Genomic DNA, 24,738 nt, shown 5'->3' with positions numbered 1-24,738 from the left:
TGCGCGCAGCATTGCGATAATCGATGAGATTCGAGCTGCACCTTGATCGAGGAAAGCGCCATGATCCTGCCGCCCTGGCATCGCACGAAGATCGTTTGCACCCTGGGTCCTGCGACCGACGCGCCGGGTGTGCTGGGGAAGCTGATAGCGGCGGGGATGGACGTCGCGCGCATCAACATGTCGCACGGAAGCCACGCCGAGCACGTTGCCCGCATCCGGGCCGTGCGCCTGCTCGGACTGCGGATGGAACAACCGGTCGCGGTACTTGCCGATCTGCCGGGGCCCAAGTTCCGGCTCGGCCCGATCGCGAACGGCTCGCGCAGGCTGGAGGAAGGCGCGGCCATCTCGCTGGCGTCCACGGCGGGAGATTCCGAGGCCACGTTGCCCGTGCGCAACCCGGAACTGCTGCATGCGCTGCGCGCGGGCGAAACCGTCTTTCTCGCCGACGGCGCCGTGGAGCTGCGCGTTACCGGCCGCGAAACGGACTCGGTGCAATGTGAAGTCGCGATCGGCGGCACCGTGCGCTCGGGCTCCGGCATCAACGTTCCCGAGTCGCGGCTGGAAGCGCTGATCCCCACCGACGACGATCGCCGCCATCTCGCGTTCGCACTCGCGCAAGATGTCGATTGGGTAGGGGTCTCGTTCGTCCAGAGCGCCGAGGACATTGCACGCGTGCGCGCATGCATCGACACCGAGCATCCGCCGCTGCTCATGGCGAAGATCGAGAAACGGCAAGCGTTGGCGAACCTCGATGCCATCGTGGCGGCCGCCGATGGCGTGATGGTGGCGCGCGGCGACCTGGGCGTGGAGACCGACCTCGCGCACATCGCCATCGTGCAAAAGCGCATCATCGCCGTCGCCAATGCGCAGGCGCGCCCGGTTGTCACCGCCACGCAGATGCTCGAGTCCATGATCGAGCACGAGCACCCCACGCGCGCGGAAGTGGCCGACGTGGCGAATGCCGTGCTCGACGGCACCGACGCCGTCATGCTCTCGGGCGAGACGGCGATCGGCCGGCACCCGGTCGAGGCGGTCGCCATCATGGCACGCGTGTTGCGCGCAACCGAGGCGCAGCACCCGGCCGCCAAGGTCGATCGAAGCGGGCAGATCGGCAATTCGATCGCGCTCGCGGCAGCCGAGCTCGCGGAGCGGATGCAGGCACGCGCCGTGGTCGCAACCGCGCACGAATTCGGAGTCGCGGCGGCGCTTGCAAGCACGCGCCCGCAACTGCCGCTGGTGATCGTCTCGGATACGCAACGTTGCACGCGCGCACTGGCATTGGTCCGCGCTGTGGCGCCGCTGCAAAGCGGCTGCGACCCACGGCCAGATCGCAATCTCACGCAAGCGCGCGACTGGCTCTACGCACGGCGGCTCGCACGCCCTGGCGACAAGGTGGTGCTGCTGTTCGCGTCGAGCAGCGATCAGCGTGACGCCGACACGATCCAGGTCGCCGTACTGGACTGAGACGACCGACAAGGCGCTAGCGCGTCCATCCAAGCCACGGCCCGCCGCGGCCGACCGCGGCTTGCTTGCGCGCAGCGCGTGATACCATCGAATCGCCTTTCCGCTCAGGTATCGATCGATGCCGCACGACCCCCGCCCTCCTGCACCGCACACGCTGCTGGTGCATGCCGATGCCGATATCGATCCGGACAGCTCGATCGCGCCGCCCATCTACCCGAGCGTGACCTATCGCGCGGATAGCGCCGACGAGTTTCGCGCCATGGCGACCGAAGCGCGCTATCCGAGGTTCTACGCGCGCTACGGCTCACCCACCCACGCGCGGGTGGAAAAGCTCGTGAGCGAGCTCGAAGGCGCCGAAGCCGCGCTCGTGTTCTCTTCGGGTATGGCGGCCATTTCCAGTGCCGTGCTCTCGCTGCTCGAGGCGGGGGATCACATCGTCGCGCAGCGCTCGCACTACATGGGTACGACGCAGCTGGTGAGCTCGGTGCTCGCCCGCTTCGGCGTCGAGTCGACGATCGTGGAGCAAACCGATACGGGCGCGTTCGCATCCGCACTGCGTCCCGAAACGCGCCTCGTGCTGCTCGAATCGCCCTCCAACCCGCTGCTGCGGCTCACCGATCTGGCCGGGGTCGCCGCCATCGCGCGCCGGCGCGGCATCCCGACGATCGCGGACAACACGTTCGCGACTCCGATCAATCAAACGCCGCTTGCGCTCGGCGTCGACATGGTCGTGCACAGCGCCACCAAGTTCCTCGGTGGCCATCACGATCTGCTGGCCGGGGTGGTCGCCGGCTCGCGCGCCGCAGTGGAACGCGCCTGGGAGATGTCGATCGTGCTCGGCGGCAATCTCGGCGCCTTCGAAGCCTGGCTGCTGCTGCGGGGCCTGCGCACGCTCGGCATTCGCGTCGAGCGCCAGAACGCGAGCGCGCAGGCCGTTGCCGAATTCCTCGAGCGCCATCCGGCAGTCGCTTCGGTGCACTACCCGGGTCTGCCGAGCCATCCGCAGCATGCGCTCGCCCGCAGCCAGATGCGTGCTTACGGCGGCGTGCTGTCGGTCGTCCTGCGCGAAGGTGCGGCGGCGGCGCAACGGTTCATGCAACACACGAAGCTCTTCGCGCAGGCGGTGAGCCTGGGCGGCATTGAGTCGCTCGCGATGCACGCCGCGACGACCTGGAGCGGCACGCTCAGCGAGGAGCAAGCGCGCCTGTCGGGCGTCGATCCCGGGCTGGTGCGTCTGTCGGTGGGATTGGAGGATGCGTCCGACCTGATCGCGGATCTCGATCAGGCCTTGTCGCAGTAGCGAGCTTTCGCCAACTGCCTGACGGCTTGCTCTGCCTCACTTGGTCCCAATAGCCATGCTTGTCTTCCCTCTCCCTCCGGGCCCTCCGGGAGAGGGATCGAGGGTGAGGGAAAATTAAGCGTCGTGTTCGACTCCCTCACTTGCAGTGCGCGCATCGGCATGCAGGCCGATGCCGTTCGCCCGGCGCGGACCGCCTCGTACAGCTTCGGCGCAGACTCGACCATCTGAGCCCCGGCGGTTGGCGTCGACTCGCTTTGCGGTCGATCCCCACAAGTGGGGCTCCTCGCCCGGGAAGCTCGCGCCGCTATGGTCCGCGAATTCCCGGGCTCACCCCCCAGCCCCTCTCCCGGAGGGAGAGGGGAGCCAACAACCTGCGGCCTATTTCTCCTCGGGGCTCGGCTTGCCGAACTTCTTGCGGGCAGCGTCGTTGACGGTCCAGAAATAGACGTCGCGGCCGTCGACCTTGACGTGCTTCTCCGGCTGCCACTCGCCCATGTCGAAGGCATGCGACACGATGCGCGTGCCGTTCTTCAGCTCGTTCAGCAGCTTCGGGCGCAGCTTCACGTTCAGCCGCGGCAGCAGGTAGAGCGTAATGACAGTCGCATCGCTGAAATCGGCGGTGAACAAGTCGATGTTCTTGAACGTCACTAGATGCGTGACGCCTTCCTTCTTCGCGTTTTCGTTGGCCTCGGCGATGCGCTGCGGATCGATGTCGATGCCGGCGCCGCGCACGCCGAAACGCTTGGCGGCCGTGACGACGATGCGCCCGTCGCCCGAGCCGAGGTCGTACAGCACGTCGCCCTTTTTCACGTTCGCGATCTTCAGCATCTCGTCCACCACCTGCTGCGGTGTCGGCACGAAGATCACGTCCGGCGTGCGGGCAGGAGTCGCAGCCTGCGCCACCTGAAATACCGCATTGGGGACGGTGGCGTCTCGAGCCGCCAGCGGTCCGGCAGCGCACACGATCACGACGGCCAACGACGCAGCCGCGGCTTTGGGTAAGGTCATTGCGATCTCCTGTCGGTAGCGATGGGGCGATGTGGTTCTATGGCAAGCGCAGCACGCCCTGCTGAGCGGCTGCGTATTCTAGCCAGAAGGCAGGCTGGTGGCCGATTCCGCGGGCCGGCTCGCCTCCTCCAGCAGCCAGCTCGTGAAAGCCTGGATCGCCGGGCGCTCGGATTCCGTCGGATCACACACGATGTAATAGTTGTAGTCCGCCTTCACGGTGAGCTCGAAGGGCATCACCAGCCGGCCCGCCGCGAGATCGTTCGTAGCCAACGCGGGCAGGCTCAGGACGACGCCCAGGCCATCGACCGCGGCATCGATCGCAAGATTGGCGTGGCTGAAGTGAACGCCGCGCGAGGTATTGACACGCTTCGCATCGGCCGCCCGCAGCCAGCAATCCCAGTTGAGCCGGCCGCTCGCAAAGTAGCCCGTATCGTCGTGCAGCAGCGTGTAATGGCGCAGCTCGTCCGGTGCGCTCAGCGCGTGTTGCGCATGGAGCACCTGCGGGCTGACCATCGGTGCGACCGTCAGCTCCAGCAGCCGCTCCACCCGCATGCCGGGAAAGTCGCCGTCGCCGAATCGGATCGCCACATCGGCATCGTCGAGCGAAGTGTCGTTGAGGTCCCGGCGCACCGGTAATCCCCGCGACAAGGGCCGCGCCGAGCGCATCCGCGCCGACAGACGCACGTCGATCTGCGGATAGCGGCCGACGAACCGGTGCAGGCGCGGCATGAGCCACTTGCCCGCGAAGGAAGGTGCGGCGCTGACGGTCAGCACGTTGTTGCGCTCCGCCTGGCGCAGCCGCTCGACCCCGTCGACGATGGCTTTGAACCCTTCGTGCAGATAAGGCGCCGCGGCCCGGGCCGCCGGCGTGAGCTCCACCCGCCGGTTGGCGCGCCGGAACAGCCGCACGCCCAGATATTCCTCCAGCGCCTTGAGTTGATGGCTGATGGCCGCCGGCGTGACGTGAAGCTCCTCGGCGGCTTTACGAAAGCTCATGTGCCGGGCGGCGGCTTCGAACGCTCGCAGCGAATTCAACGGGGGTAACGGAGCCGTCAATGCGTCGATCCATTAGGAAAACTAAGCGAAGCGATGATAACAAGTCACCTGTTGCATTGCAACAAGCGCGCTTGAGAGCAGTCCATATAACTGTAGCCAGCAGCGCGAGTTGCCGTAAAGCAGAGGGCAGAACTGCCGTAAAGCAGAAGGGCACCACGATACCGGCTAACGACGGATCACACATTGACAGGATTCCAAGGAGCGAACGATGAACACCGGCAACCGTAAAGCAGCATTCAACTTTGAGCAGAAGGTGGCAGAGCTCAACCTGTCCCCGGCACAACGCACGCAAGCTCTCGACGCGATGCGAGCGGCCGAAGACATGGTGGGGTTCCTCGAGACCGTCGGTACAGCGGTCAAGCGTATCGCCGGAGTGTTTTCGCTCAAGCCCAGCGTGCGGGCGTAATGGGGTCTTGACCCTCTCCTCCTCCCCCTGGAAACCTCCTCCTCCAGGGGCCCTCGAAGCGCGGGATTGCTCCCGCGCTTTTTTTTGTCTGAACCATCCTTTAGCATTGGGCTCTGTCGGGCATCGCCCGAAGCCCGCGCAAGCCCGCGGTAGCCGCCAGGTACCACCTAACCGGGGAGAACAGCAGGCATGGCCGAGATCAATCCATATCAGACGCCGCAGGCGAGTCTCGACGATCCCGGGGCGGCCGAGGGCACTCTGGCCGCCGAACCCCGCCGCGTCGACGCCGGACGCGGACTCGCATGGCTCGCCGAAGGGTGGACCCTGTTCCGCCAGGCGCCTCTGCCCTGGATCGGAATCACCTTGATCGGCATCGTGATCTTCATGGTGCTCGCCTTCGTCCCGATCCTGGGACAACTCGGCTCCTCCCTGCTGTCGATCGTGTTCGGCGGCGGCATCATGCTCGGATGCCGGGCGCTCGACCGGGGCGGAGAATTGACCGTCGGCCACTTGTTCGCCGGCTTCCAGACGCACCTGTCGCCGCTGCTGGTGATCGGTGCGCTCTACCTGGCGGCGGTGTTCGGGCTCGGACTGATATTCGCGCTGGTGGGCGGAGGCGCTGCGTTCTCCACGCTGTGGGGCGGCGCCGACCCCGGCGCGGCAGCGGGCAGTGTCGCTTTGGCGGGGCTCGTCTTCCTGCTGCTGCTGATTCCGCTCGCCATGGCAGTGTGGTTCGCCCCCGCGTTGGCGACTCTCCATAACATGGCGCCGGTGCAGGCAATGAAGTCGAGCTTCACCGGCTGCTTGCGAAATTTGCTGCCGTTTCTGGTCTACGGTGTGCTGCTTCTGATCCTCGCCATCCTGGCGAGCATTCCGTTCGGTCTCGGCTGGCTCGTAGCGCTGCCCATGATCGCCGGTTCGATCTACAGCGGATACAAAGACATATTCCTGCAGCGTTGATTGCCTGGGTCCCGCCATCCGGCCGCAGAATGATTCGCCGGCCGGTTCGTCTCGCCCGCCGCGGGGCGGGCAGGGCATGAGCGGCAGCATGGCGCCCTTGCTCGATACGACCCGTGCGGTGCCCACGCCGGAAGGCATCGAGCTGATGCTGCGGCTCGCCGGACCCGTACCCCGGGCAGTAGCATGGCTGACCGACCTGCTGCTGCGCCTGGGTGTGCTGCTCGCCGCCGGCTGGGTGCTCGGCATGCTGGGCGCATTCGGCTGGGGCGCGATGCTCGTCATTGCATTCCTGCTCGAGTGGCTGGCAATGGCGGCCTTCGAGGTCTGGGCCGATGGCGCCACGCCGGGCAAGCGTGCGCTGGGGCTCATGGTGCTGCACGACGACGGCACGCCGGTCGGTTGGCCGGCGGCCCTGGTGCGAAATCTCCTGCGCGCCGTCGACTTCCTGCCGGCCGCCTATGGGTTCGGGCTCGCCACCATGCTGATCAACCGGGATTTCAAGCGCCTGGGCGATATCGCGGCCGGCACCGTTGTGGTGTATCGAGAACCGAGCGAGCGCACCGCTGCCATCCCGCCGGCAACGCCGGTGCCGGCGGCGCGCTCGCTCAATCTGGAGGAACAACGCGCGGTGATGGACTTCGCCGAGCGCAGCTCGATGCTGACCCCGGAACGGGCGCAGGAGATTGCGGCGCTGACAACGGCCTTGACCGGAGCGGCCGCGGGGCGGGAGCGCGAGCGCCTGCTCGAAATCGCCAACCATCTGAGCGGGCGCCGGGCGTGAACCAGGAGGCGTTCCAGGCGCGGCACGAGGGCGACTGGATCGCCTTCGAGAACTGGCTCAAGACCGTAACGGCCCGGCGTGTGCGCGGCCAGGCCGCGACGGCAAGCCCTGGGGAAGAGACGGTCGCGCACCGCTACCGCGTGCTCTGCCAGCATCTTGCGCTGGCACGCGACCGTCAGTACAGCCCCGGACTGGTAGAGCGGCTGAATGCGCTGGTCATGCGCGGCCACCAAGTGCTCTACGGCGCGCATACGGAAACCGGGCCCGCCGTCGCTCGCTTCTTCGCTGCCGACTTTGCCCGCGCGGTGCGCAAGCAATGGCGTCCGATCGCGCTGGCGGCGGCGCTGTTCTTCGTCCCGCTGTTCGCCGTGGCGGCCGCGATCCAGATCTGGCCGGACCTGATTCACACCCTGCTGCCGCAGAAGCAGATCCTCACCTACCAGGAGATGTACGACCCGGCCAACAAGCGGCCTGGGCAACGCCCCGCGCAGGCCGATACGTTCATGCTCGGACATTACATCTACAACAACATCAAGATCGGATTCCAGACCTTCGCCGGCGGGCTGCTGTTCGGCCTGGGAAGCGCCTTCTATCTCACGACCAACGGGGTTCTTATCGGTGCGACCGCGGGCCATCTCATCCAGATCGGATTCGCCACCTCGTTCCTGGGCTTCGTCGCAGGCCACAGCGCGCTGGAGCTGAGCGGCATCGTGCTCATGGGCGGGGCCGGACTGATGCTGGGAAGCGCCTTGCTGCTGCCCGGTCAGCTCGCGCGCGTGTCGGCGTTGCGCGTGAAAGCACGCGCTGCGGTTCCGCTCGTGTACGGTGCAGGCGCACTCCTTACGCTGGCCGCCTTGGTCGAAGCGTTCTGGTCGCCCGTAGCGCAGTTCCCGCCCGCGCTCAAGTACGCGGTCGGCCTTGCGCTATGGCTGCTGTTGGTGACGTATTTCCTGCTGGCCGGACGGCTGCGTGCAGATTGATCGGATGACGGTGGCGTTGCGGCCGCGCGCGCCCTGGGAAGGCGCGGATCTCGGCGTGGTCATGTTGCGCGCCTGGTGGCGGCCGGTGTACGCGGCGGTGATTGCGATCATGATCCCGGTCGCGCTTGCCGCGCACCTTCTGATCGATGGTCCGCTGTTCGCACTGCTCGCGATTTGGTGGCTGAAGCCGCTGTTCGACCGGGTCGTGCTGCACGTCATGGCGAGGGCCCTGTTCGGCGCCACCCCGAGCCTGCGAGAAACGCTAAGCGGTATTCTCTCCCTCGTGCGCGGCACGGGCCTCTTGGGCGCGCTCACTCTGCGCCGTCTGGAGCCGGCGCGCTCGTTCAATCTTCCGGTGCGCCAGCTGGAGTATCAAACCGGCGCCGGCGCGCGCGAGCGCGAACGGCTGCTCGGCCGGCGCACGGGCGCGCAGACGACGGCGCTGCTCTACTGCTGCATCGCCTTCGAGACGATCGTGGTGATCGCGCTCGCAGCGCTGCTGAACCTACTCAGTCCAGCCGCGATGGATGTGGATGCCGGGCCGGGCGCAATCCTCGCGGCCCTGTTCGGCGCGGGCGATGCGGGATCGTGGCATTGGCTCAACAATCTGCTTTTCATCATTGCGTACTGCGCCGTCGAACCGCTTTACGTCGCTTGCGGGTTCGCGCTCTATCTCAATCGCCGCACCGCGCTGGAGGCCTGGGATCTGGAATTGCGATTCCGCCGCCTGCAGGTCGGGCCGCGGGCCGCGCTCGCCGCCGCGCTCCTCGCCGCGCTCCTCGCCGGCATGAGCGCGATGCTTGCCCCCGAGCCAGCGCAAGCCGCGCAATCGTCGCGCGAGATCATTCAGGAAGTGCTGGCCGCGCCCGAATTCCAGCAGTACCGCACGCAGAAGGTGTGGCAGGCGCGAAACCGCGGCCAGCAGCAATCGGATCGATCGGTCGCCTTCGATTCTACGAGCTGGCTCAATTCGCTCAGCGGAGCCGCAGCGCAGCTGCTGCGCCTGGCCGCGTATGCGGCATTGGCCTACGGCCTCGTGGTCGCGCTTCGCTTCCTGTTCGAGCGCCTGCGCGAGCGGGAAGCGCGCACGGCACCATCTTCGCGCGGGCCGCAGCCACCCGCGATGGTATTCGGTCTCGACGTGCGGCCCGAGGCGCTGCCCGCCAATCTTGCGCAGCTCGCGGCCGAAGCCGCGGCGCTCGATCCCCGGCTCGCGCTGAGCCTGCTCTACCGCGGCGCGCTGGTCACGCTGATCCACCGCGACCGGATGCGCATCGAGCACGGCGACACCGAGGCCGACTGCGTGCGTCGGGTGCAGGCGACCCGGCCGCACGAAATATCGGCGTACTTCGCCCGCCTCGTGGCGGCGTGGTCGCAATGCGCCTATGGCCATCGCCCGCCGCAGCCTACCCAGGTCGTCGAGCTGTGTGCGCAATGGCCGCAGCATTTCAGCGCGGCGGCTTCGTCGTGAAGCGACCCGTGCTTGCCATCCTCGGAGTTGCCGCGCTGGCGGCGCTCGGATGGTGGTGGTTCGTGACGCACTACGAACAAGTAGAGATCAAAGTTCCGCTCGGTGCCTCGGCGGCATCGCGTGCCAACCCGTATCTGGCTGCGATGCGATTCGCCGAACGTCTTGGCTGGAAAGCGAGCCTGGAAGAGCAGCCGGCGCGGATGGGTGAGATGCCGGGGCGCACCAGCATCCTGCTGCCGGCCGGGCGCGCATGGCTCACGCCCACGCGTGCTCGGGCGTTGCTGCACGCAGCCGATAACGGCGCCCATCTCATCGTCGAGCCCGAACCCGAGCGCCAACGCGATCCGCTGCTGGAGGCACTCGAGGTGGGCAGGCGCACGGCGCAACCGAATCGAGGGGACTTCGACGCCCAGTTCCCCGGCGCTGAAGCCCCGCTGCGACTCGGCTCCCTCGGCAATCAGGTGATCGACCCGGGCCGCGCCCATGTCGATATCTCGATCGCCGATGCTCGGGGGCCGCGCATCGTGAGCCTGCGCCGGGGCAGCGGCCGGGTCACCGTCATGACCGGCATGCAGCGCTTCGACAATCGGCACATCGGCAGCCACGACCATGCCGAGCTGCTGCGCCGCGTGCTCGCGCTTGCTCCCGCGGATCGACTGCTCGTGGTGAGAGCGGGCGGCCCGCCGCTGTGGAGCTGGCTCGTCGAGCACGGGTCGCAGGTCATGATCGCTGCCGCGATGCTGCTCGCACTTGCGCTGTGGCGGATCGCGCCTCGCTTCGGCCCCATTGCGCCCAGCCCCGAGCCCGCGCGCCGTCAGCTGTTGGAGCATTTGCGCGCCGCCGGGCGCTTTCGTTGGTCACGCGGCGCACGCCAGGAATTGCTGAGCGCGGCGCGCGAGCAGCTGGAACGACACATCGCATTGGCCGCGCCGCGACTCGCGCATCTGCCACCGTCGCAGCGCTACGTCGAGCTATCGGCCCAGCTCGGCACGGATGCGGAAACGGTGGCGGGCGCTTTCCAGGCCGCACCGCGCAATGCGCGCGAGCTCGTGCACATCACGGCAACCCTTGCTAGTATCCATGCCGGGCTGCGCGGCGCGCGCCGGCGCTTTCGCCCGCAACGAAAACGAACATGAGCTCGACCGTCGCAAAACCCGACCCCGTGCAGCAGGCGATCCAGGCCGTGCGTGTGCTCGAAGCCGAGGTGGCCAAGGCAGTCATCGGCCAGCAGCGCGTCGTGACGCAGGTGCTCGCGGCGCTGCTTGCATCCGGTCACGTGCTGATCGAAGGCGTGCCGGGCCTCGGCAAGACGCTCCTCGTGCAGGCACTCGCGCGCACCTTCGACGGGCGTGCCGCCCGCATCCAGTTCACGCCCGACCTGATGCCTTCGGACGTGACGGGCCATACGCTCTACGACCAGGCCGCGCAGCGCTTCGTCGCCCGGCGCGGTCCGGTCTTCACGCATCTGCTGCTGGCCGATGAAATCAACCGCGCACCCGCGAAGACCCAGGCGGCGCTGCTGGAAGTGATGCAGGAAGCGCAGGTCACGATCGAGGGCGAGGCACATGCGCTGGAGCTGCCGTTCATGGTGCTCGCCACGCAGAACCCGATCGAGCAGGAAGGCACGTATCCGCTGCCGGAGGCGGAGCTCGACCGTTTTCTGCTCAAGATTCGCATGGAGTATCCGACGCCGGCCGAGGAAAGCGAGATGGTCCGGCGCGTCACCCAAGGCCAGGTCGGTGACCGGCTCAACGTGAGCGCGGTGAATACCGTGATCAAACCTGCCGCGGTGGTCACCCTGCAACGCATCGTTGCGGGCATCAGGCTCGACGACCAGGTGCTCGACTACGCCATCCGTATCGTGCGGGCAACACGGACCTGGCACGGCGTGGCCACCGGCGCGGGACCTCGCGGCGGTATCGCGCTCGTGCGAGCGGCGCGCGCGGCGGCGTTGATTGCCGGCCGCGACTACGTCACCCCGGACGACGTGAAGCAGATGGCGCTGCCGGCGCTGCGCCACCGGGTCACCCCCACGCCCGAGCTGCAGATCGAGGGCCAGGACTCGGACGCGCTGCTCGCCGCGTTGCTGGAGAAGATCGAAGCGCCTCGGATGTGATGGAAGATCGAAGCGCCTCGGATGTGATGGAAGATCGAAGCGCCCGGGATACGATGAGCCCGATCACGCTGGCAGAGTACTTCATGGGTCGCGATGCCGAGCACGGCTCGGAGCTCACCGAGCAATTGATGCGCAATGCCGACGCGATGGTTACGCGCGCCAACATGCTGCTGGAGCGCGCCTGCGTCGCCTGCGCCGTGAATTCGGGCTGGCGGCCGCGTGCGGTGAACACGCAAGTCCCCAACGCTTCGCCGCGCAGCCGGCACCTGACCTGCGAGGCGATCGACCTGGCCGATCCCGACGACCGGCTGGATGCCTGGTGCATGCGCAATCTCGAGGTGCTGGAGGCGATCGGATTGTGGCTCGAGCATCCGGACGCGACGCCCGGCTGGTGCCACGTGCAGATCGTTCCGCCGCGTTCGGGCCGGCGCGTGTTCGAGCCATGACGCCGGTTTGCGAACCGCTGGCCGGCGAAGTCTTGCGCTTCTGGTTCGGCGATGCCGTGAGCGGCGTCGAACTCGCCCGTGCACGCGCGAAGGTCTGGTTCAGCGCCGATCCGGCGTTCGACGCGGAGCTCACGCGCCGTTTCGGCGGCTTGCCCGTGCGGGCCCGCGCGGGCGAGCTCGATGCTTGGGCGGGTGCGCCTGAATCGGCGCTCGCCCGCATCCTCGTGCTGGATCAGTTTCCGCGCAATCTCTTCCGCGGAACGCGCGATGCATTCGCGTTCGATGCACTGGCAGCGGCCGCGGCAACCGAAGCGGTCGGCCGCGGCTTCGATACGCAGCTTCACCCGCTCATGGCGAGCTTCGTGTACCTGCCGTTCGAGCACGCCGAGAGCTCGCAGCTGCAAGCGCGCGCGGTGGCGTGTTTCGAAGCGCTGCAGGCGCGCGCACCGCAAGGGCTGGAGACGATGTTCGCGGGCTTCACGGACTATGCGCACCGTCATCGCGTGCTGATCGAGCGCTTCGGCCGCTTTCCACATCGCAACGCCATTCTCGGCCGCTGTTCGACCCCGGAAGAGATCGCGCATCTCGAAAGCGGCGCCGAGCGCTTCGGCGTTCCGGCCGGATAACCCGGCCGCTGCGGTCAAGTTAGCCCGGATATTTCACCAGGCCGGCCCGAATTGGAACCAATGCTTTGAGTAATGAGGTGATTGAGCGAGTAGCCGCTAAGTACGATTTGACCGTCAGCCTGCACGGGCGCTGGCGGCCGATTTGCGGCCATTTTGGGCATGTCCGTCTTGCCAATAGTCTGGCTATTGGCTGCGACGGCCGAGCCCAAACTGGCTCGCAAATCGACTCGCCATCATCCCGTGCCCCGATGAAATATCCGGGCTAGGACGAACGGCGTGTTGCTGCCATCCCGGCTTGCGTTGCAGCTTGGCATCGTGTGGCTTCTTGCCGGCATCGCTGTCGCGCTGATCGGCGCACTGGACCCCTGGATCTATGCCGGCGCATTGCTCGTCGCGGCGATGGCGGCCGACGGCGTGCGGCTGCTGCGTAGCCCGCGGCCCGTCGCCGAACGTCAGGTCGCGGCCGCATTGGCCGTCGGCCGCTGGCACGACGTGACGCTCAAGCTCACGAGCGCGTGCGAGCGTGCGCTGCGCGCCGAAATCCGCGATCACGTCCCGGCGCGTTTTCAGACCCGCGCGCTTCCCTTGCATCTGCTGCTGCCCGCGCGCGGCTGGGTGCAAAGCGCGTATGCGATCCGCCCGACCACCCGCGGCTCGTTCCGGTTCGAGCCGATCGCGCTGCGGCTGCGCACCCGGCTCGGGCTGATGGAACGGCAGCTGCGCTTGGGCGACCCGCAGCCGGTGCGGGTATACCCCGATTTCGGTGCGCTCTCGGGCTATGCGCTGCTCGCGACCGATCACCGGCTCTCTCAGATGGGCATCCTGCAGCGGCGCCGGCGCGGCGAGGGCATGGATTTCCAGCAGCTGCGCGAATATCGCCGCGGCGACAGCCTGCGACGCATCGACTGGAAGGCAGCCGCGCGCATGCACCGGCTGATCTCGCGCGAATACCAGGACGAGCGCGATCAAGCGATCGTCATCGTGCTCGATTGCGGCCGGCGCATGGGCGCAGTCGATGGCGAGATGTCGCATTTCGACGCGGCGTTGAACGCCGCGCTCCTGCTCGCGCACGTCGGCCTGCACCATGGCGACGCGGTCGGCGTGCTGACCATGGCCGGCGAGAGCCGCTTCATCGCCCCGCGCAAGGCGCGCTCGACCACGACGCTGATGCTGAACCTGCTCTACGACCTGCAGCCGACGCTGCACACCTCCGACTACTACGCCGCGGCGCTCGATCTCATGCGCCGGGTGCAGCGGCGCGCGCTGGTGGTCGTCGTGTCCAACCTGCGCGATGAGGACGACGACACGCTGATGCCCGCGCTGGGCTTGCTGCGCCGGCGTCACCTGGTGCTGTTCGCAAGCCTGCGCGAGACGGTGCTCGGCAGCACCTTGTCCGCTCCCGTGCGCGACCTCGACGGCGCCCTGACCCACGCCGCAACGGCCGACTACCTGCAGGCGCGCCAGGCGTCGTTCAATCGGCTGGAGCGCGCCGGCGCCATGCTCATCGACGTCGAGCCGCAGGAGCTGCCGCTCGCGCTGGTGAATCGCTATCTGGATGTGAAGCGACGCGGAGTGCTCTAAACGACGTCCTTCCCGCGCAAGCGGGAATCCAGGGCAGGAATGGACTTCGCCTGGACCCCCGTTTTCACGGGGGTGACGACTTCGTCGCATTGCCGATGTGCCAACTCCGTCTATTCAGCCAGACGCGTCCGACTGCGCGCAGCGCTGCACGAGCTGCAGAAACGGCGCGGCCTTGTCGAGCGTCTCCTGGTACTCGTCTGCGCCCACCGAGTCGGCGACGATGCCGCCGCCCGCCCAGAAGCGCGCGTAACCGGAACGGTAGACGAGCGTGCGGATCGCGATGTTGCTGTCCATCGCACCGTCGTAGCCGATGTAACCGATCGAACCGCAGTACACGCCGCGCCGATGCGGTTCGAGCTCTTCGATGATCTGCATCGCCCGCACTTTGGGCGCCCCGGTGATGGAGCCGCCGGGGAAGCAGCCGCGCAGCAGGTCGAGCGCATCGCGTCCGGGCGCGAGCTCGCCCGTCACCGTGCTCACCAAGTGGTGAACGCTGGCGAAGCTTTCCACTTCGAACAGCCGCGGCACGCGCACCGAGCCCGGCCGGCAGGACTTGGCGAGGTCGTTGCGCAGCAGATCGACGATCATCACGTTCTCGGCACGGTCCTTGGCGCTTTCGTGCAGTTCCTGCGCGCGCTCGGCATCCAGGCGCGGATGGCCGGCACGCGGGCGCGTGCCCTTGATGGGGCGCGTTTCGACCTGTCCATCGCGCAGGTGCAGAAACCGTTCGGGCGACGCGCTCAGCACCTGCGCGAACGGGAGGTTGAGATAGGCTGAATACGGCGCCGGATTGAGCACCCGCAATGCCTGGTACGCGGTCCACGGATCGCCGCTCGCTCGCACCTCGAAGCGCTGCGCGAGATTGACCTGGTAGCAGTCGCCTTCGTCGATGTAGCGCGCGATGCGCTCGAATGCGGCCAGGTATTGGCTGCGCGTCATGTTCGAGCGGATCGACGACAGGGTGCGAAAGGGCACGCGCAAACGTTCCGCAGCCGGGCGGCTGAAGCGCTCCTCCAGCGCCGGCCACCGTTGCTCGGTTTCCGGGACACGACCCGCACTGGCGAGCCACGCCTGGCCCTGTTGATGATCGATCACCACGGCCCAGTCATAGAGGCCGACGGCAAGCTCCGGCAGTTGCTCGTCGTCTGCGGCGAGGTAAGGCAGACGCTCCAGCCGCCGGCCGAGGTCGTAGCCGAAGTAGCCGATCGCGCCCCCCGCGAACGGCGCGGGCGAGGCGGCCGCGGCTGCGGGCTGCAGCAGCTCACGCAGCAGCCCGAACGGGTCGTCCGGGGATATGCGCCCCCCCGTATGCGTCCGGACTTCGCTCATACCGGCGCGGGTCACGATTGTCGCCCACGGCTCGGCCGCGATGATGTCGTAGCGCGATTGCCCCGGATCGTGCCGGCCGCCGTCGAGCAGCACAGCCCACGGCAGGTCCGCCACCGACTCGAATATCCGCCCCGGGTCGGCGCAATAAGGCAGCGGCGAGATCCGCGTCATACTCGATCCTTCGAATGCCTTCCCGCGGTTGCGGCAGCGCATGGTTCGCGAACGGCAAACAGGCGCACAATAGCACCCGATGCGGGGTGAATGGTCATGGTGAGACTGCTCGCGGGATTGCTCCTTGCCTTCGTGGTCGGTGCCGCGCATGCGGCCGGCCCGGTCGTGGTGCTCGAGATCCAGGGCGCCATCGGTCCGGCCAGCGCGGATTACCTGGAGCGCTCGCTCGCCTCGGCCGTCGAACGCGAGGCTTCGCTGATCGTGATCGAGATCGACACGCCCGGCGGCCTCGATACCTCGATGCGCCACATGATCAAGAACATCCTCGCCTCGCCCATTCCGGTGGCGATGTACGTGGCGCCGAGCGGCGCGCGCGCCGCCAGCGCCGGAGTGTACATGCTGTACGCGAGCCATATCGCCGCCATGGCGCCGGGGACCAACCTGGGCGCCGCGACCCCGGTCGAGATCGGCATGACGCCGCGTCCTTCTCAACCTGCCGACGAGCCCCGCAAGGGCGATGGCAAAGCCGACGAATCGGACGGCAAGGACTCGGGCAAAGCCGACGAATCGAACGCCAAGGGATCGCGCAAAGCCATACCCCGCAACGAGGACTCGATGCGCGCGAAGCAGGTGAACGACGCGGCCGCCTATTTGCGCGGGCTGGCGCAGATGCGCGGGCGCAACGCCGAGTGGGCCGAGCGCGCCGTGCGCGAGTCGGTGAGCCTGTCGGCGGAGGAGGCCGTGCGCGAGGACGTCGTGGACCTGATGGCGCGGGACCGCACCGAGCTCATCGCGCAGCTCGACGGGCGCAGCGTGAGCGTCGCCGGCACCGAGCGCACGCTGCAAACCAAGGATGCCGCAGTCGTGGAGCTCAAATCGGACTGGCGCACGCGGCTACTCGCGATCATCACCAATCCGACGGTCGCGATGATTCTCATGTTGATCGGCGTGTACGGGATCCTGTTCGAGTTCTACAGTCCGGGCTTCGTCGCCCCCGGCGTCATAGGCGCGATCTCGCTGCTCACGGGGCTGCTGGCGCTGCACCTGCTGCCGATCGACTATGCCGGCCTTGCCCTGATGCTGCTGGGCATCGGCTTCATGGTGGCCGAGGCGTTCCTGCCCTCCTTCGGCATTCTCGGCATCGGCGGCGTGGTCGCCTTCGTCTTCGGCGGCATTCTGCTGATCGACACCGATGCACCCGGCTTCGGCTTGCCGATCGCGGCCGTAATCGGGGCGGCGGCGGGCAGCTTCGCCATCATCGCAGCCATCGGCATGCTGGCCGCGCGGGCGCGCACGCGCCCCGTGGTGAGCGGCCGCGAGCACATGCTCGGTGCCATCGGGGTGGTGCTCGATACCGGCACCGCGCAGACCTTTGCGCGCGTGCAGGGCGAGATGTGGCAGGTGCAATCGTCCGCGCCGCTCGCAGCGGGGGAGCGGGTACGTGTCACCGACATCGACGGCCTGACCTTGACCGTCGTGCCGGATCAACCGGGAGCGAGGAGAGCATGAGCATGGAATGGGGATTCGCGGGCTTGTTGCTGGTCGTCCTGGGCCTCATCGCCGCCTCGTTTCGCATCCTGCGCGAGTATCAACGGGGCGTCGTGTTCATGCTGGGGCGCTTCTACAAAGTGAAGGGGCCGGGGCTCATCCTGGTGGTACCGGGGATCCAGCAGATGGTGCGGGTGGACCTCCGCACCATCGTCCTGGATATCCCGACCCAGGACGTGATCTCGCGCGACAACGTCTCGGTCAAGGTCAACGCGGTTCTCTACTTTCGCATCGTCGACGCGCAGCGCGCCATCATCCAGGTGGAAAACGTCATGGATGCGACCAGCCAGCTCGCACAGACCACGCTGCGGGCGATTCTGGGCAAACACGAGCTGGACGAGATGCTGGCCGAGCGCGATAAGTTGAACATCGACATCCAGCAGGTGCTCGATGCGCAAACCGATGCCTGGGGCGTGAAGGTCGCCAATGTCGAGATCAAGCACGTCGATCTGAATGAATCGATGGTGCGCGCGATTGCCCGCCAGGCGGAAGCCGAGCGCGAGCGGCGCGCCAAGATCATCCATGCGCAGGGCGAGCAGCAGGCGGCGGAGAAGCTGCTGGAAGCGGCGCAGATGCTCGCGCGCCAGCCCCAGGCGATGCAGCTGCGCTATCTGCAGACGCTTACGCAGATTGCCAACGAGCGCACGTCCACCATAGTGATTCCGCTGCCGATGGAGGGGCTCGCGTCGATGTTCAGCCGCGGCGATGCACGGCCCTGATCGGGCGCGGCACCGTCGTCCGGCACACGGGCAGATTTCGCGCCTGCGAACCACCCCGTCCGCGACACATTGTCGCGTCCCGCCGCTCCTTGTCAGGAGGGGAACGGCTAATACACGACCACGGCGCGGATCGATTCGCCCGCGTGCATCAGGTCGAACCCCTTGTTGATCTCGGCCAGCGGGAGCGTGTGCGTGATCATGGGGTCGATCTCGATCCTGCCGTCCATGTACCAGTCGACGATGCGGGGAACGTCGGTGCGCCCGCGCGCGCCGCCGAACGCGGAACCCTTCCATACGCGTCCGGTGACGAGCTGGAACGGGCGCGTGCGGATCTCCTGGCCGGCACCCGCGACGCCGATGATGACCGATACGCCCCAGCCCTTGTGGCAGCATTCCAGCGCCTGGCGCATGACATCGACATTGCCGATGCACTCGAAGCTGTAGTCCGCGCCGCCCTTGGTCAAGTTGACCAGATACGGCACCAGGTCGCCGCCGGCTTCCTTCGGGTTGACGAAGTGCGTCATGCCGAAGCGCTCGGCCAGCTCGCGCTTGCACGCATTCAGGTCGACGCCGACGATCATGTTGGCGCCCGCCAGGCGCGCACCCTGGATCACGTTGAGCCCGATGCCGCCCAGGCCGAACACGACCACGTTCGCGCCCGGCTCCACCTTGGCGGTATTGATCACCGCACCGATCCCGGTGGTGACGCCGCAGCCGATGTAGCAGACCTTGTCGAACGGCGCGTCCGCGCGGATCTTCGCCAGCGCGATCTCCGGCAGCACGGTGAAGTTGGAGAAGGTCGAGGTGCCCATGTAGTGCAGCACGCGCTCGCCGTTCAAGCGGAAGCGGCTGGTGCCGTCGGGCATCAAACCCTGGCCTTGCGTAACCCGGATCGCCTGGCACAGATTGGTCTTCTGCGACAGGCAGTACTCGCACTGGCGGCATTCGGGCGTATAGAGCGGGATCACATGATCGCCCTTGGCGAGCGAAGTAACGCCCGCACCGACCTCGACCACCACGCCCGCGCCTTCATGACCAAGGATCGCGGGAAACAGTCCCTCGGGATCGGCCCCCGAGAGCGTGAACTCGTCGGTGTGGCAGATGCCGGTCGCCTTGATCTCGACCAGCACCTCGCCCGTCTTCGGGCCTTCGAGCTCGACCGTTTCGATGGTGAGCGGCGCGCCCGCCTTGTGTGCAACCGCCGCGCGGGTTTTCATGGTCCGACTCCTTTGGGCTAGCATCGAGAGCAGCGACAAATTTTAGCCCGGATATTTCACCAGGTCGGCCCGAATCAAAGTCGATTGTTGAGATACAACGCTTGTGACTACGAATCATGGATGGGCAGTTCGTGACCGTCGGCCTGCACGGGCGCTGGCGGCCCGATGAAATATCCGTGCTAACAACAATGTCCGAGCTATCCCCCGCGGCTGCACTCGCGCTCGTCCGCGGCCGCTTCGCGCCTTCTCCGACCGGCCCGCTGCACTTCGGCTCGCTGGTCGCGGCCGTGGCGAGCTATCTCGATGCCCGCAGCCGCGGCGGCGAGTGGCTGGTGCGCATCGAAGATCTCGATCCGCCGCGCGAGATACGCGGGGCGGCCGACGACATCCTGCGCACGCTGGAAGCGTTCGGCCTGCAATGGGATGGCCCGGTGCGCTACCAGAGCCGCCGCACGCACTTGTACGCGGCCGCCCTGAGCCGGCTGAGCGAGCACGCCATGGCGTATCCGTGCGCATGCACGCGGCGCGAGATCGCCGCTGCCGCCCGCATCGGTGTCGACGGTCCGGTCTATCCGGGCTCATGCCGCGAAGGCTTGCCGGCGGGACGCTCCCCGCGCGCCTGGCGCCTGCGCGTGCCCGCCGGCCCGATCGCGCTCGACGACGAATGCTTCGGCGTCATTGCGCAGGATGTCGCCCGCGCGGTGGGCGATTTCGTTCTACGCCGCGCCGACGGCTGGTTTGCCTATCAGCTGGCGGTCGTCGTGGACGATGCCGACCAGGCAATCACGCGCGTGGTGCGCGGTGCGGATCTCATCGATTCGAGCCAGCGCCAGATCCTGCTGCAGCGCTTGCTCGATCTGCCGACGCCCGGCTACTTGCACGTTCCCGCGGCGGTGGACGCGCGCGGCGACAAGCTCTCGAAGCAGACGCGGGCGCGGCCACTGGAGCCTTCGAAGGCTTCCGGCGCGTTGTTCGCGGCGCTCGGATTTCTGCGCCAGGCGCCACCGGCGGAATTGGCGCATGCATCGGCCGACGTCATGCTGCAATGGGCGCAGTGTCATTGGCGCCCGGACGCGATCCCGCCCGTGCGCAGCCTGCCGGCGCCGGCGGAGTGGTATCGGTAACTGGCACTTATCACCCAAAATTCGCACAATCCAGGAATTTCACGCGATGGCGTGGAGCCGAGGATCGCCCGGAGACGGCGACGCCGTGCGCAAAGCCGCCTGTCAGCCAATTTCGGGATGGTCGATAGCCATCGCAGGGACGGGCTCACCACTGGAAGTTGTCGGTAGTCCGGGTCGGGAACCCCGCCTCGCGCCACGCCTCGATGCCGCCGCGGTACCAATAGACGTTGCTGTAGCCCGCGCGCGTAGCCCGCAGCGCGGCGTTATACGAAAGCCAGCAACGCGAGCCCGAGCAGAAGAAGACGATCTCGCGCGCCTTGTCGTGACCGGAGAGCCGCGCCAGCACGTCGAGGAAGCGCTGCTCCTCGGTTGCATCGAAATCGCCCAGGCCGCCATTGTGCAGCCACAGTGCTCCGGGCAGGCTGCGATGCGCCGGGCCGCTCAGAACATCGATCAGAAAGGGACGCGGGTCGCGCGCCAGCATCTCCTTCAGCTCGGCTGTGCCCACGACACGTGCGCCGGGCAACGTATCCGGCGTCGGCCCGTGGTAGTCCTTGGCGCGATAGCCCGGCGGCGGCTCGATACCCCAGCTGCGGTCTTCGTCGGCATACGTCTCGGCCGCCCCGGCCGCCCCGGCCGCAACCGCCAGCACGCACGCAGCCATGGCAAGCCATACGATCGCCGCTCGCATCCCGTACCTCCCCCTTCGTACTATGGGCGCGGCAAGGCCAGGATCGCTTCCAGCCCGCCTTCCGGGTGGTTGCGTATGCTCACCTGCCCCCGATGCAGCTGAGCGACGTTGCGCGCAATCGCAAGGCCCAGCCCGGTGCCGCCGGTATCGCGGCTGCGCGAGCTCTCCAGCCGGTAGAACGGCTCGAACACCTTCTCCAGCTCCGCCTCCGGCATGCCGTGGCCGAAGTCACGCACCTTGATGACCACCTTCTGTTCGTCGTCCTGCACCAGGATCTGCGCCTTGCCGCCGTACTTGCAGGCATTGTCGATGATGTTGGCCAGGCAATGCTTGAGCGCCTGGGTCTGCGCGGGGAAGGGCGCCCGCGCCGCCCCCTTGGTCACCACCTCGTGGCCCGCCTCGCGATAATCCTCGCACACGCTTTCGATCAGCGCATTGATGTCGGTCGGTTGCGGCGGCTCGGTGCTATCGAGACCGCGAATGAACTCGAGCGCCGAGCGCACCATCTTCTCCAGATCGGACATGTCTCGCAGCAGCGACTCGCGCAGCGGCGAATCCTCGATCAGCTCGGCGCGCAGGCGCATGCGCGTGATCGGCGTCTTCAGATCGTGCGAGATCGCGGTCAGCGCCGTAACGCGGCTCTTGAGATAGCGCGACAGGCGCTCCTGCATGCTGTTGAACGCCATGGCCGCCCGGCGCAGCTCCGAGGCGCCATGCTCGGGCAGCGGCGCCGCGTCGAGATCGTTGCCGAGCCGCTCGGCCGCATCGGCAAGCTCGCTCAAGGGGCGCGTCACCCACTCCACGGCCATCGCGACCAGCACGATGGTCACGGCACTCAGCACGAAGAACTGCCATAGCAGCGACGAAACCGAGTACAAGAGCGCGTGCGGCACCTCGACATAGAGCAGCACGGGCGTGCCGTCTCCCAGGTTGGAACGCACGCTCACGCCCCAACCCGACTGGGCTTCGAGCTGGCGGCCTTGCGCCAGCGGCGTGCTGGTCTCGGGCGAGTAGCGCAATCGCGTCTCGCCCATGCGGATCTCGACCGCGCGCGGGGGTTTCAACCGCTCGCGGAACGCCTCGGCCATCTCCTCCGGGATCGAGCCCTGGCGAGTCTCCTTGCCGATGCTCTGTTCCGGCATGCCGTCCTCGCGCGGCAGTGCCAAGGGACCCAGGCGGACGACCGGGTAGCGCAAGGCGGCGACCGCGCGCTCGCGATCGGGCGCCTGCAACCCATCGAGCATGCGCACCAGGTCGGCCAGGCGCACGGCGTTGCGGCGGGCCACCACCCGTTCGATCGATGCCTTGCGATCGTAGTAGGCGATCAGCGATGCCGCCACCTGCGCCGCGATGAGGCCGCCGATCAGCAGCAGCAGCAGGCGCCCCTTGAGCGAATGCGGCACGGGGATGCGCATCATTCCAGCACCACCGCCGAGGCGAGCACGTAGCCTTCGCCGCGCACCGTTTTGATGATGCGCGGCTCGCGCGCGTCTTCTTCCAGCCGCTGCCGCACCCGGCTCACCAGCACGTCGATGCTGCGATCGAGCGCCTCGGCGCCCTGCCCCTGCGTGAGCTCCATCAGCTGGTCGCGATTGAGCACCCGGTTCGGCCGCTCCAGGAAGACCTTCAGCAGGCGGAATTCGGCGCCGCTCAAAGCCACCACGACGCCTTTCGGCGACACCAGGTTGCGGGTGGTGAGATCGAGCTTCCAGTCGGCGAAGCGCATGCGCTGCATATGCTCGCCCACCCGAAGCTGCACCACACCGCGTGCGCGGCGCAGGATCACCTTGATGCGCGCGAGCAGCTCGCGCGGATTGAACGGCTTGGAAAGGTAGTCGTCGGCGCCCATCTCCAGGCCGATGATGCGATCGGTATCCTCGCCGCGCGCGGTCAGCATGATGACCGGCACATCGGAGCGCGCGCGCAGGTCGCGGCACAAGGTGAGGCCGTCGGGCCCGGGCAGCATGAGATCGAGCACGATGAGATCGACCGGCGACTGGTCCAGCATGCCGAACATGCTCTTGCCGTCGGCCACGGCCACACAGCGATAGCCGTTGCGCTCCAGGTAGTCGTGCAGGAGAGTGCGAATCTCTGCGTCGTCATCGACGATCAGGACACAGTCGGGGCGCGGTTCCATAGCGGTCAAAGCTTACCGCAGTCGATGTCGCGGGTGTGCGCCTGTAACGCACTGTTTCCGCCAGCTCGTTCCTGAATTCGGGCGGCCGCCTCCGCACCGGGCAATGCCCGCTTGCTGCTCCGAAACAATGCGCACACATTAGACTGGTTTAATGACGTACGCGAGTGCGCCAGGGATACGATGCGAAAGCCACCGCCCAAACGTTGGGTGCTGATCATCGCCGGCTGCGCGATCGCGGCCATCGTGGTCGAGCGCTCGCTCGTACTCTACGAGTCCAAATACCGGCAAGTGACGGCGGCCGAAGCTGCAGCCCGGCGCTGCGCTTCGGCGCCTGCGCCCGTGCCACCGTTCGACGAGGACCCGGCGCCGTTGGTCGCGCAGCCGGGGGGTATCGACCCGCTCGGCCTGAGCAGCGCGATCCGCCGCGCCCTCGAAGATTGCCCCTGACGCGGCTAGCGTACACTTCCGTCACGCATCCGACCAAGGAGAGTCCTGCGATGGCGAGCGCCCCCGTGCAATTGGGCATCATCGGGCTCGGGCGCTGGGCCAAGGTGCTGACGCGCGCCGCCCGGCAATCCGACAAGTTTAAGATCGTTGCGGGATACACCCGCTCGCCGGACAGGCGCGAAGCGTTCGCGCAGGAATTCGGTGTCCCTGCCGTTCCCGACCTGCAGACGATGCTGGCCAACCCCGACATCAAGGGAGTGATCCTCACCGTACCGAACGAGCAGCACCTGCCCATTGCCGAGCAGGCCGCCCAGGCGGGCAAGCATGTCTATACCGAGAAGCCCATCGCCGATTCGCTGGTCGACGGCATCAAGCTCGCCGCGCTCGGCCAGCGCTACGGCGTCCAGATCGTGGTCGGGCATTCGGCGCGGTTGCTTGCGGGTACGCGCCTCATGAAAAAAGCGATCGACAGCGGCGAGCTGGGGCGCGTCGTGTTCATGGAAGGCAACTTCTCCAACGAGCGCGCGCTCGAGCTCACACCGCAGACCTGGCGCTGGTACAAGGCGAAAGCGCCGGGCGGACCGCTGTCGCAGCTCGCCGTGCACATCTTCGATTCGCTGCACTGCCTGGGCGGACCGATCGAGGCGGTCTCTTCGCATGCCTCCAAGCTCTCGCCGGTCGGCGCCGAGGTCGACGACCAATCGATGAGCGTGCTCAAGTTCGCCGACGGCAAGCTCGGTTACGTCGGCACCTCCTGGACTTCGCCCGGCACCTATTGCATCCGCGTCTTCGGCCAGAAGGGACTCATGCACTACGAAGTCGACTTCGGCGCCTGGGACACGCCGGGCCGCCTGCACGAAACATCGACGCTCTACATCCAGCGCGGCAAGGATTGCTACGGCAAGCGCGAGGTGCTGACGCTGCCGGCGAGCGACATGTTCGCCGACGAGCTCGAGATGTTCGCCGCGGCCGCGACCGGCGGCCAGGCGCCCGAGCTTTCCGCCTACAACGGCGTTGTGGCGGTGGCCGTGGTGAACGCGGCGCTGCGCTCCATCGACAACAACGGTTGCCTGGTGAAGCTTGCCGACGTGATCGGCGAAGCCGAGCGCCAGGCCGGCGCCACGGCGAAGCCCGACTGAACTACGAAGCCCGACTGAACT

At 67.3% G+C, this 24,738-nt stretch carries 24 protein-coding genes; 17 read left to right on the top strand and 7 right to left on the bottom strand.

Annotated elements, in window-relative coordinates:
• Positions 1-60: 60 nt before the first annotated feature.
• Together pyk and GEV05_19580 are read left to right on the top strand one after the other, a co-directional pair.
• The gene (gene pyk, locus GEV05_19585) at positions 61-1,464 is read left to right on the top strand and encodes a pyruvate kinase (protein ID MPZ45548.1); all 1,404 of its coding nucleotides are present in this window, start codon (positions 61-63) and stop codon (positions 1,462-1,464) included.
• A gap of 118 nt (positions 1,465-1,582) precedes the next feature.
• Positions 1,583-2,764 (top strand): aminotransferase class V-fold PLP-dependent enzyme, encoded by a 1,182-nt coding sequence (locus GEV05_19580; protein ID MPZ45547.1) that lies wholly within the window; start codon positions 1,583-1,585, stop codon positions 2,762-2,764.
• Positions 2,765-3,142: 378 nt separating this feature from the next.
• Here GEV05_19580 and GEV05_19575 read toward each other — a convergent pair whose 3' ends face one another.
• Both GEV05_19575 and gcvA read right to left on the bottom strand, forming a co-directional pair.
• Entirely contained in the window at positions 3,143-3,772 is a 630-nt protein-coding gene (locus GEV05_19575; GenBank protein MPZ45546.1) for a methyltransferase domain-containing protein, read from the bottom strand.
• Positions 3,773-3,850: 78 nt separating this feature from the next.
• On the bottom strand, positions 3,851-4,837 hold the full coding sequence (gcvA, locus tag GEV05_19570) for a transcriptional regulator GcvA (GenBank protein MPZ45545.1): 987 nt from the start codon (positions 4,835-4,837) through the stop codon (positions 3,851-3,853).
• 199 nt (positions 4,838-5,036) lie between these two features.
• On the opposite strand from gcvA, the gene GEV05_19565 reads away from it, so the two are divergent.
• The 10 genes from GEV05_19565 (at position 5,037) to GEV05_19520 (ending at position 14,195) form a co-directional block, all read left to right on the top strand.
• Positions 5,037-5,234 (top strand): hypothetical protein, encoded by a 198-nt coding sequence (locus tag GEV05_19565; GenBank protein ID MPZ45544.1) that lies wholly within the window; start codon positions 5,037-5,039, stop codon positions 5,232-5,234.
• Positions 5,235-5,423: 189 nt separating this feature from the next.
• Positions 5,424-6,194 (top strand): hypothetical protein, encoded by a 771-nt coding sequence (locus tag GEV05_19560; GenBank protein MPZ45543.1) that lies wholly within the window; start codon positions 5,424-5,426, stop codon positions 6,192-6,194.
• A gap of 76 nt (positions 6,195-6,270) precedes the next feature.
• Entirely contained in the window at positions 6,271-6,975 is a 705-nt protein-coding gene (locus GEV05_19555; protein MPZ45542.1) for an RDD family protein, read from the top strand.
• Positions 6,972-7,955, top strand: a complete 984-nt coding sequence (locus GEV05_19550; GenBank protein ID MPZ45541.1) for a stage II sporulation protein M — start codon at positions 6,972-6,974, stop codon at positions 7,953-7,955. The genes GEV05_19555 and GEV05_19550 overlap by 4 nt, the downstream gene beginning before the upstream one ends.
• Entirely contained in the window at positions 7,945-9,426 is a 1,482-nt protein-coding gene (locus GEV05_19545; protein MPZ45540.1) for a DUF4129 domain-containing protein, read from the top strand. Before GEV05_19550 ends, GEV05_19545 begins: the two co-directional genes overlap by 11 nt.
• The gene (locus GEV05_19540) at positions 9,390-10,562 is read left to right on the top strand and encodes a hypothetical protein (GenBank protein MPZ45539.1); all 1,173 of its coding nucleotides are present in this window, start codon (positions 9,390-9,392) and stop codon (positions 10,560-10,562) included. The genes GEV05_19545 and GEV05_19540 overlap by 37 nt, the downstream gene beginning before the upstream one ends.
• The gene (locus GEV05_19535) at positions 10,559-11,542 is read left to right on the top strand and encodes an AAA domain-containing protein (protein MPZ45538.1); all 984 of its coding nucleotides are present in this window, start codon (positions 10,559-10,561) and stop codon (positions 11,540-11,542) included. Before GEV05_19540 ends, GEV05_19535 begins: the two co-directional genes overlap by 4 nt.
• Positions 11,542-11,988, top strand: a complete 447-nt coding sequence (locus GEV05_19530; protein ID MPZ45537.1) for a hypothetical protein — start codon at positions 11,542-11,544, stop codon at positions 11,986-11,988. Before GEV05_19535 ends, GEV05_19530 begins: the two co-directional genes overlap by 1 nt.
• Positions 11,985-12,614 (top strand): DUF924 family protein, encoded by a 630-nt coding sequence (locus tag GEV05_19525; GenBank protein MPZ45536.1) that lies wholly within the window; start codon positions 11,985-11,987, stop codon positions 12,612-12,614. The genes GEV05_19530 and GEV05_19525 overlap by 4 nt, the downstream gene beginning before the upstream one ends.
• 276 nt (positions 12,615-12,890) lie before the next feature.
• Positions 12,891-14,195, top strand: a complete 1,305-nt coding sequence (locus GEV05_19520; protein ID MPZ45535.1) for a DUF58 domain-containing protein — start codon at positions 12,891-12,893, stop codon at positions 14,193-14,195.
• 114 nt (positions 14,196-14,309) lie between these two features.
• Here GEV05_19520 and pabB read toward each other — a convergent pair whose 3' ends face one another.
• Entirely contained in the window at positions 14,310-15,695 is a 1,386-nt protein-coding gene (gene pabB, locus GEV05_19515; protein ID MPZ45534.1) for an aminodeoxychorismate synthase component I, read from the bottom strand.
• Between the two features lie 90 nt (positions 15,696-15,785).
• Here pabB and GEV05_19510 point away from each other — a divergent pair, with 90 nt between their 5' ends.
• Both GEV05_19510 and GEV05_19505 read left to right on the top strand, forming a co-directional pair.
• Positions 15,786-17,204, top strand: coding sequence for a nodulation protein NfeD (locus GEV05_19510; GenBank protein ID MPZ45533.1), 1,419 nt, complete (start codon positions 15,786-15,788; stop codon positions 17,202-17,204).
• On the top strand, positions 17,201-17,962 hold the full coding sequence (locus GEV05_19505) for a slipin family protein (GenBank protein ID MPZ45532.1): 762 nt from the start codon (positions 17,201-17,203) through the stop codon (positions 17,960-17,962). Before GEV05_19510 ends, GEV05_19505 begins: the two co-directional genes overlap by 4 nt.
• A gap of 107 nt (positions 17,963-18,069) precedes the next feature.
• Here GEV05_19505 and GEV05_19500 read toward each other — a convergent pair whose 3' ends face one another.
• Positions 18,070-19,179, bottom strand: coding sequence for an S-(hydroxymethyl)glutathione dehydrogenase/class III alcohol dehydrogenase (locus GEV05_19500; protein ID MPZ45531.1), 1,110 nt, complete (start codon positions 19,177-19,179; stop codon positions 18,070-18,072).
• Positions 19,180-19,367: 188 nt separating this feature from the next.
• On the opposite strand from GEV05_19500, the gene GEV05_19495 reads away from it, so the two are divergent.
• Complete coding sequence (locus tag GEV05_19495) at positions 19,368-20,303, top strand: tRNA glutamyl-Q(34) synthetase GluQRS (GenBank protein ID MPZ45530.1); 936 nt, start codon at positions 19,368-19,370, stop codon at positions 20,301-20,303.
• Between the two features lie 145 nt (positions 20,304-20,448).
• Here GEV05_19495 and GEV05_19490 read toward each other — a convergent pair whose 3' ends face one another.
• The 3 genes from GEV05_19490 to GEV05_19480 are packed head-to-tail and all read right to left on the bottom strand — an operon-like array spanning position 20,449 to position 23,131.
• A complete protein-coding gene (locus GEV05_19490) occupies positions 20,449-20,994 on the bottom strand; it encodes a sulfurtransferase (GenBank protein MPZ45529.1) in 546 nt (181 codons plus the stop codon).
• Between the two features lie 20 nt (positions 20,995-21,014).
• Positions 21,015-22,412, bottom strand: a complete 1,398-nt coding sequence (locus tag GEV05_19485) for a HAMP domain-containing protein (GenBank protein ID MPZ45528.1) — start codon at positions 22,410-22,412, stop codon at positions 21,015-21,017.
• Positions 22,409-23,131 carry a response regulator gene (locus tag GEV05_19480; protein ID MPZ45527.1) on the bottom strand — a complete coding sequence of 241 codons (723 nt, stop codon included), beginning with the start codon at positions 23,129-23,131 and terminating at the stop codon, positions 22,409-22,411. The genes GEV05_19485 and GEV05_19480 overlap by 4 nt, the downstream gene beginning before the upstream one ends.
• 180 nt (positions 23,132-23,311) lie before the next feature.
• Here GEV05_19480 and GEV05_19475 point away from each other — a divergent pair, with 180 nt between their 5' ends.
• Both GEV05_19475 and GEV05_19470 read left to right on the top strand, forming a co-directional pair.
• Positions 23,312-23,578 (top strand): hypothetical protein, encoded by a 267-nt coding sequence (locus GEV05_19475; protein ID MPZ45526.1) that lies wholly within the window; start codon positions 23,312-23,314, stop codon positions 23,576-23,578.
• Positions 23,579-23,628: 50 nt separating this feature from the next.
• Positions 23,629-24,717: a hypothetical protein gene (locus tag GEV05_19470; GenBank protein ID MPZ45525.1), complete on the top strand. Its 1,089-nt coding sequence runs from the start codon at positions 23,629-23,631 to the stop codon at positions 24,715-24,717.
• Positions 24,718-24,738: the final 21 nt, after the last annotated feature.

The sequence above is a fragment of the Betaproteobacteria bacterium genome, from assembly GCA_009377585.1.
Lineage (GTDB): Bacteria > Pseudomonadota > Gammaproteobacteria > Burkholderiales > WYBJ01 > WYBJ01.
Note: the sequence above shows the minus strand (reverse complement) of the source record. Positions and strands in the feature narration are given on the sequence as shown.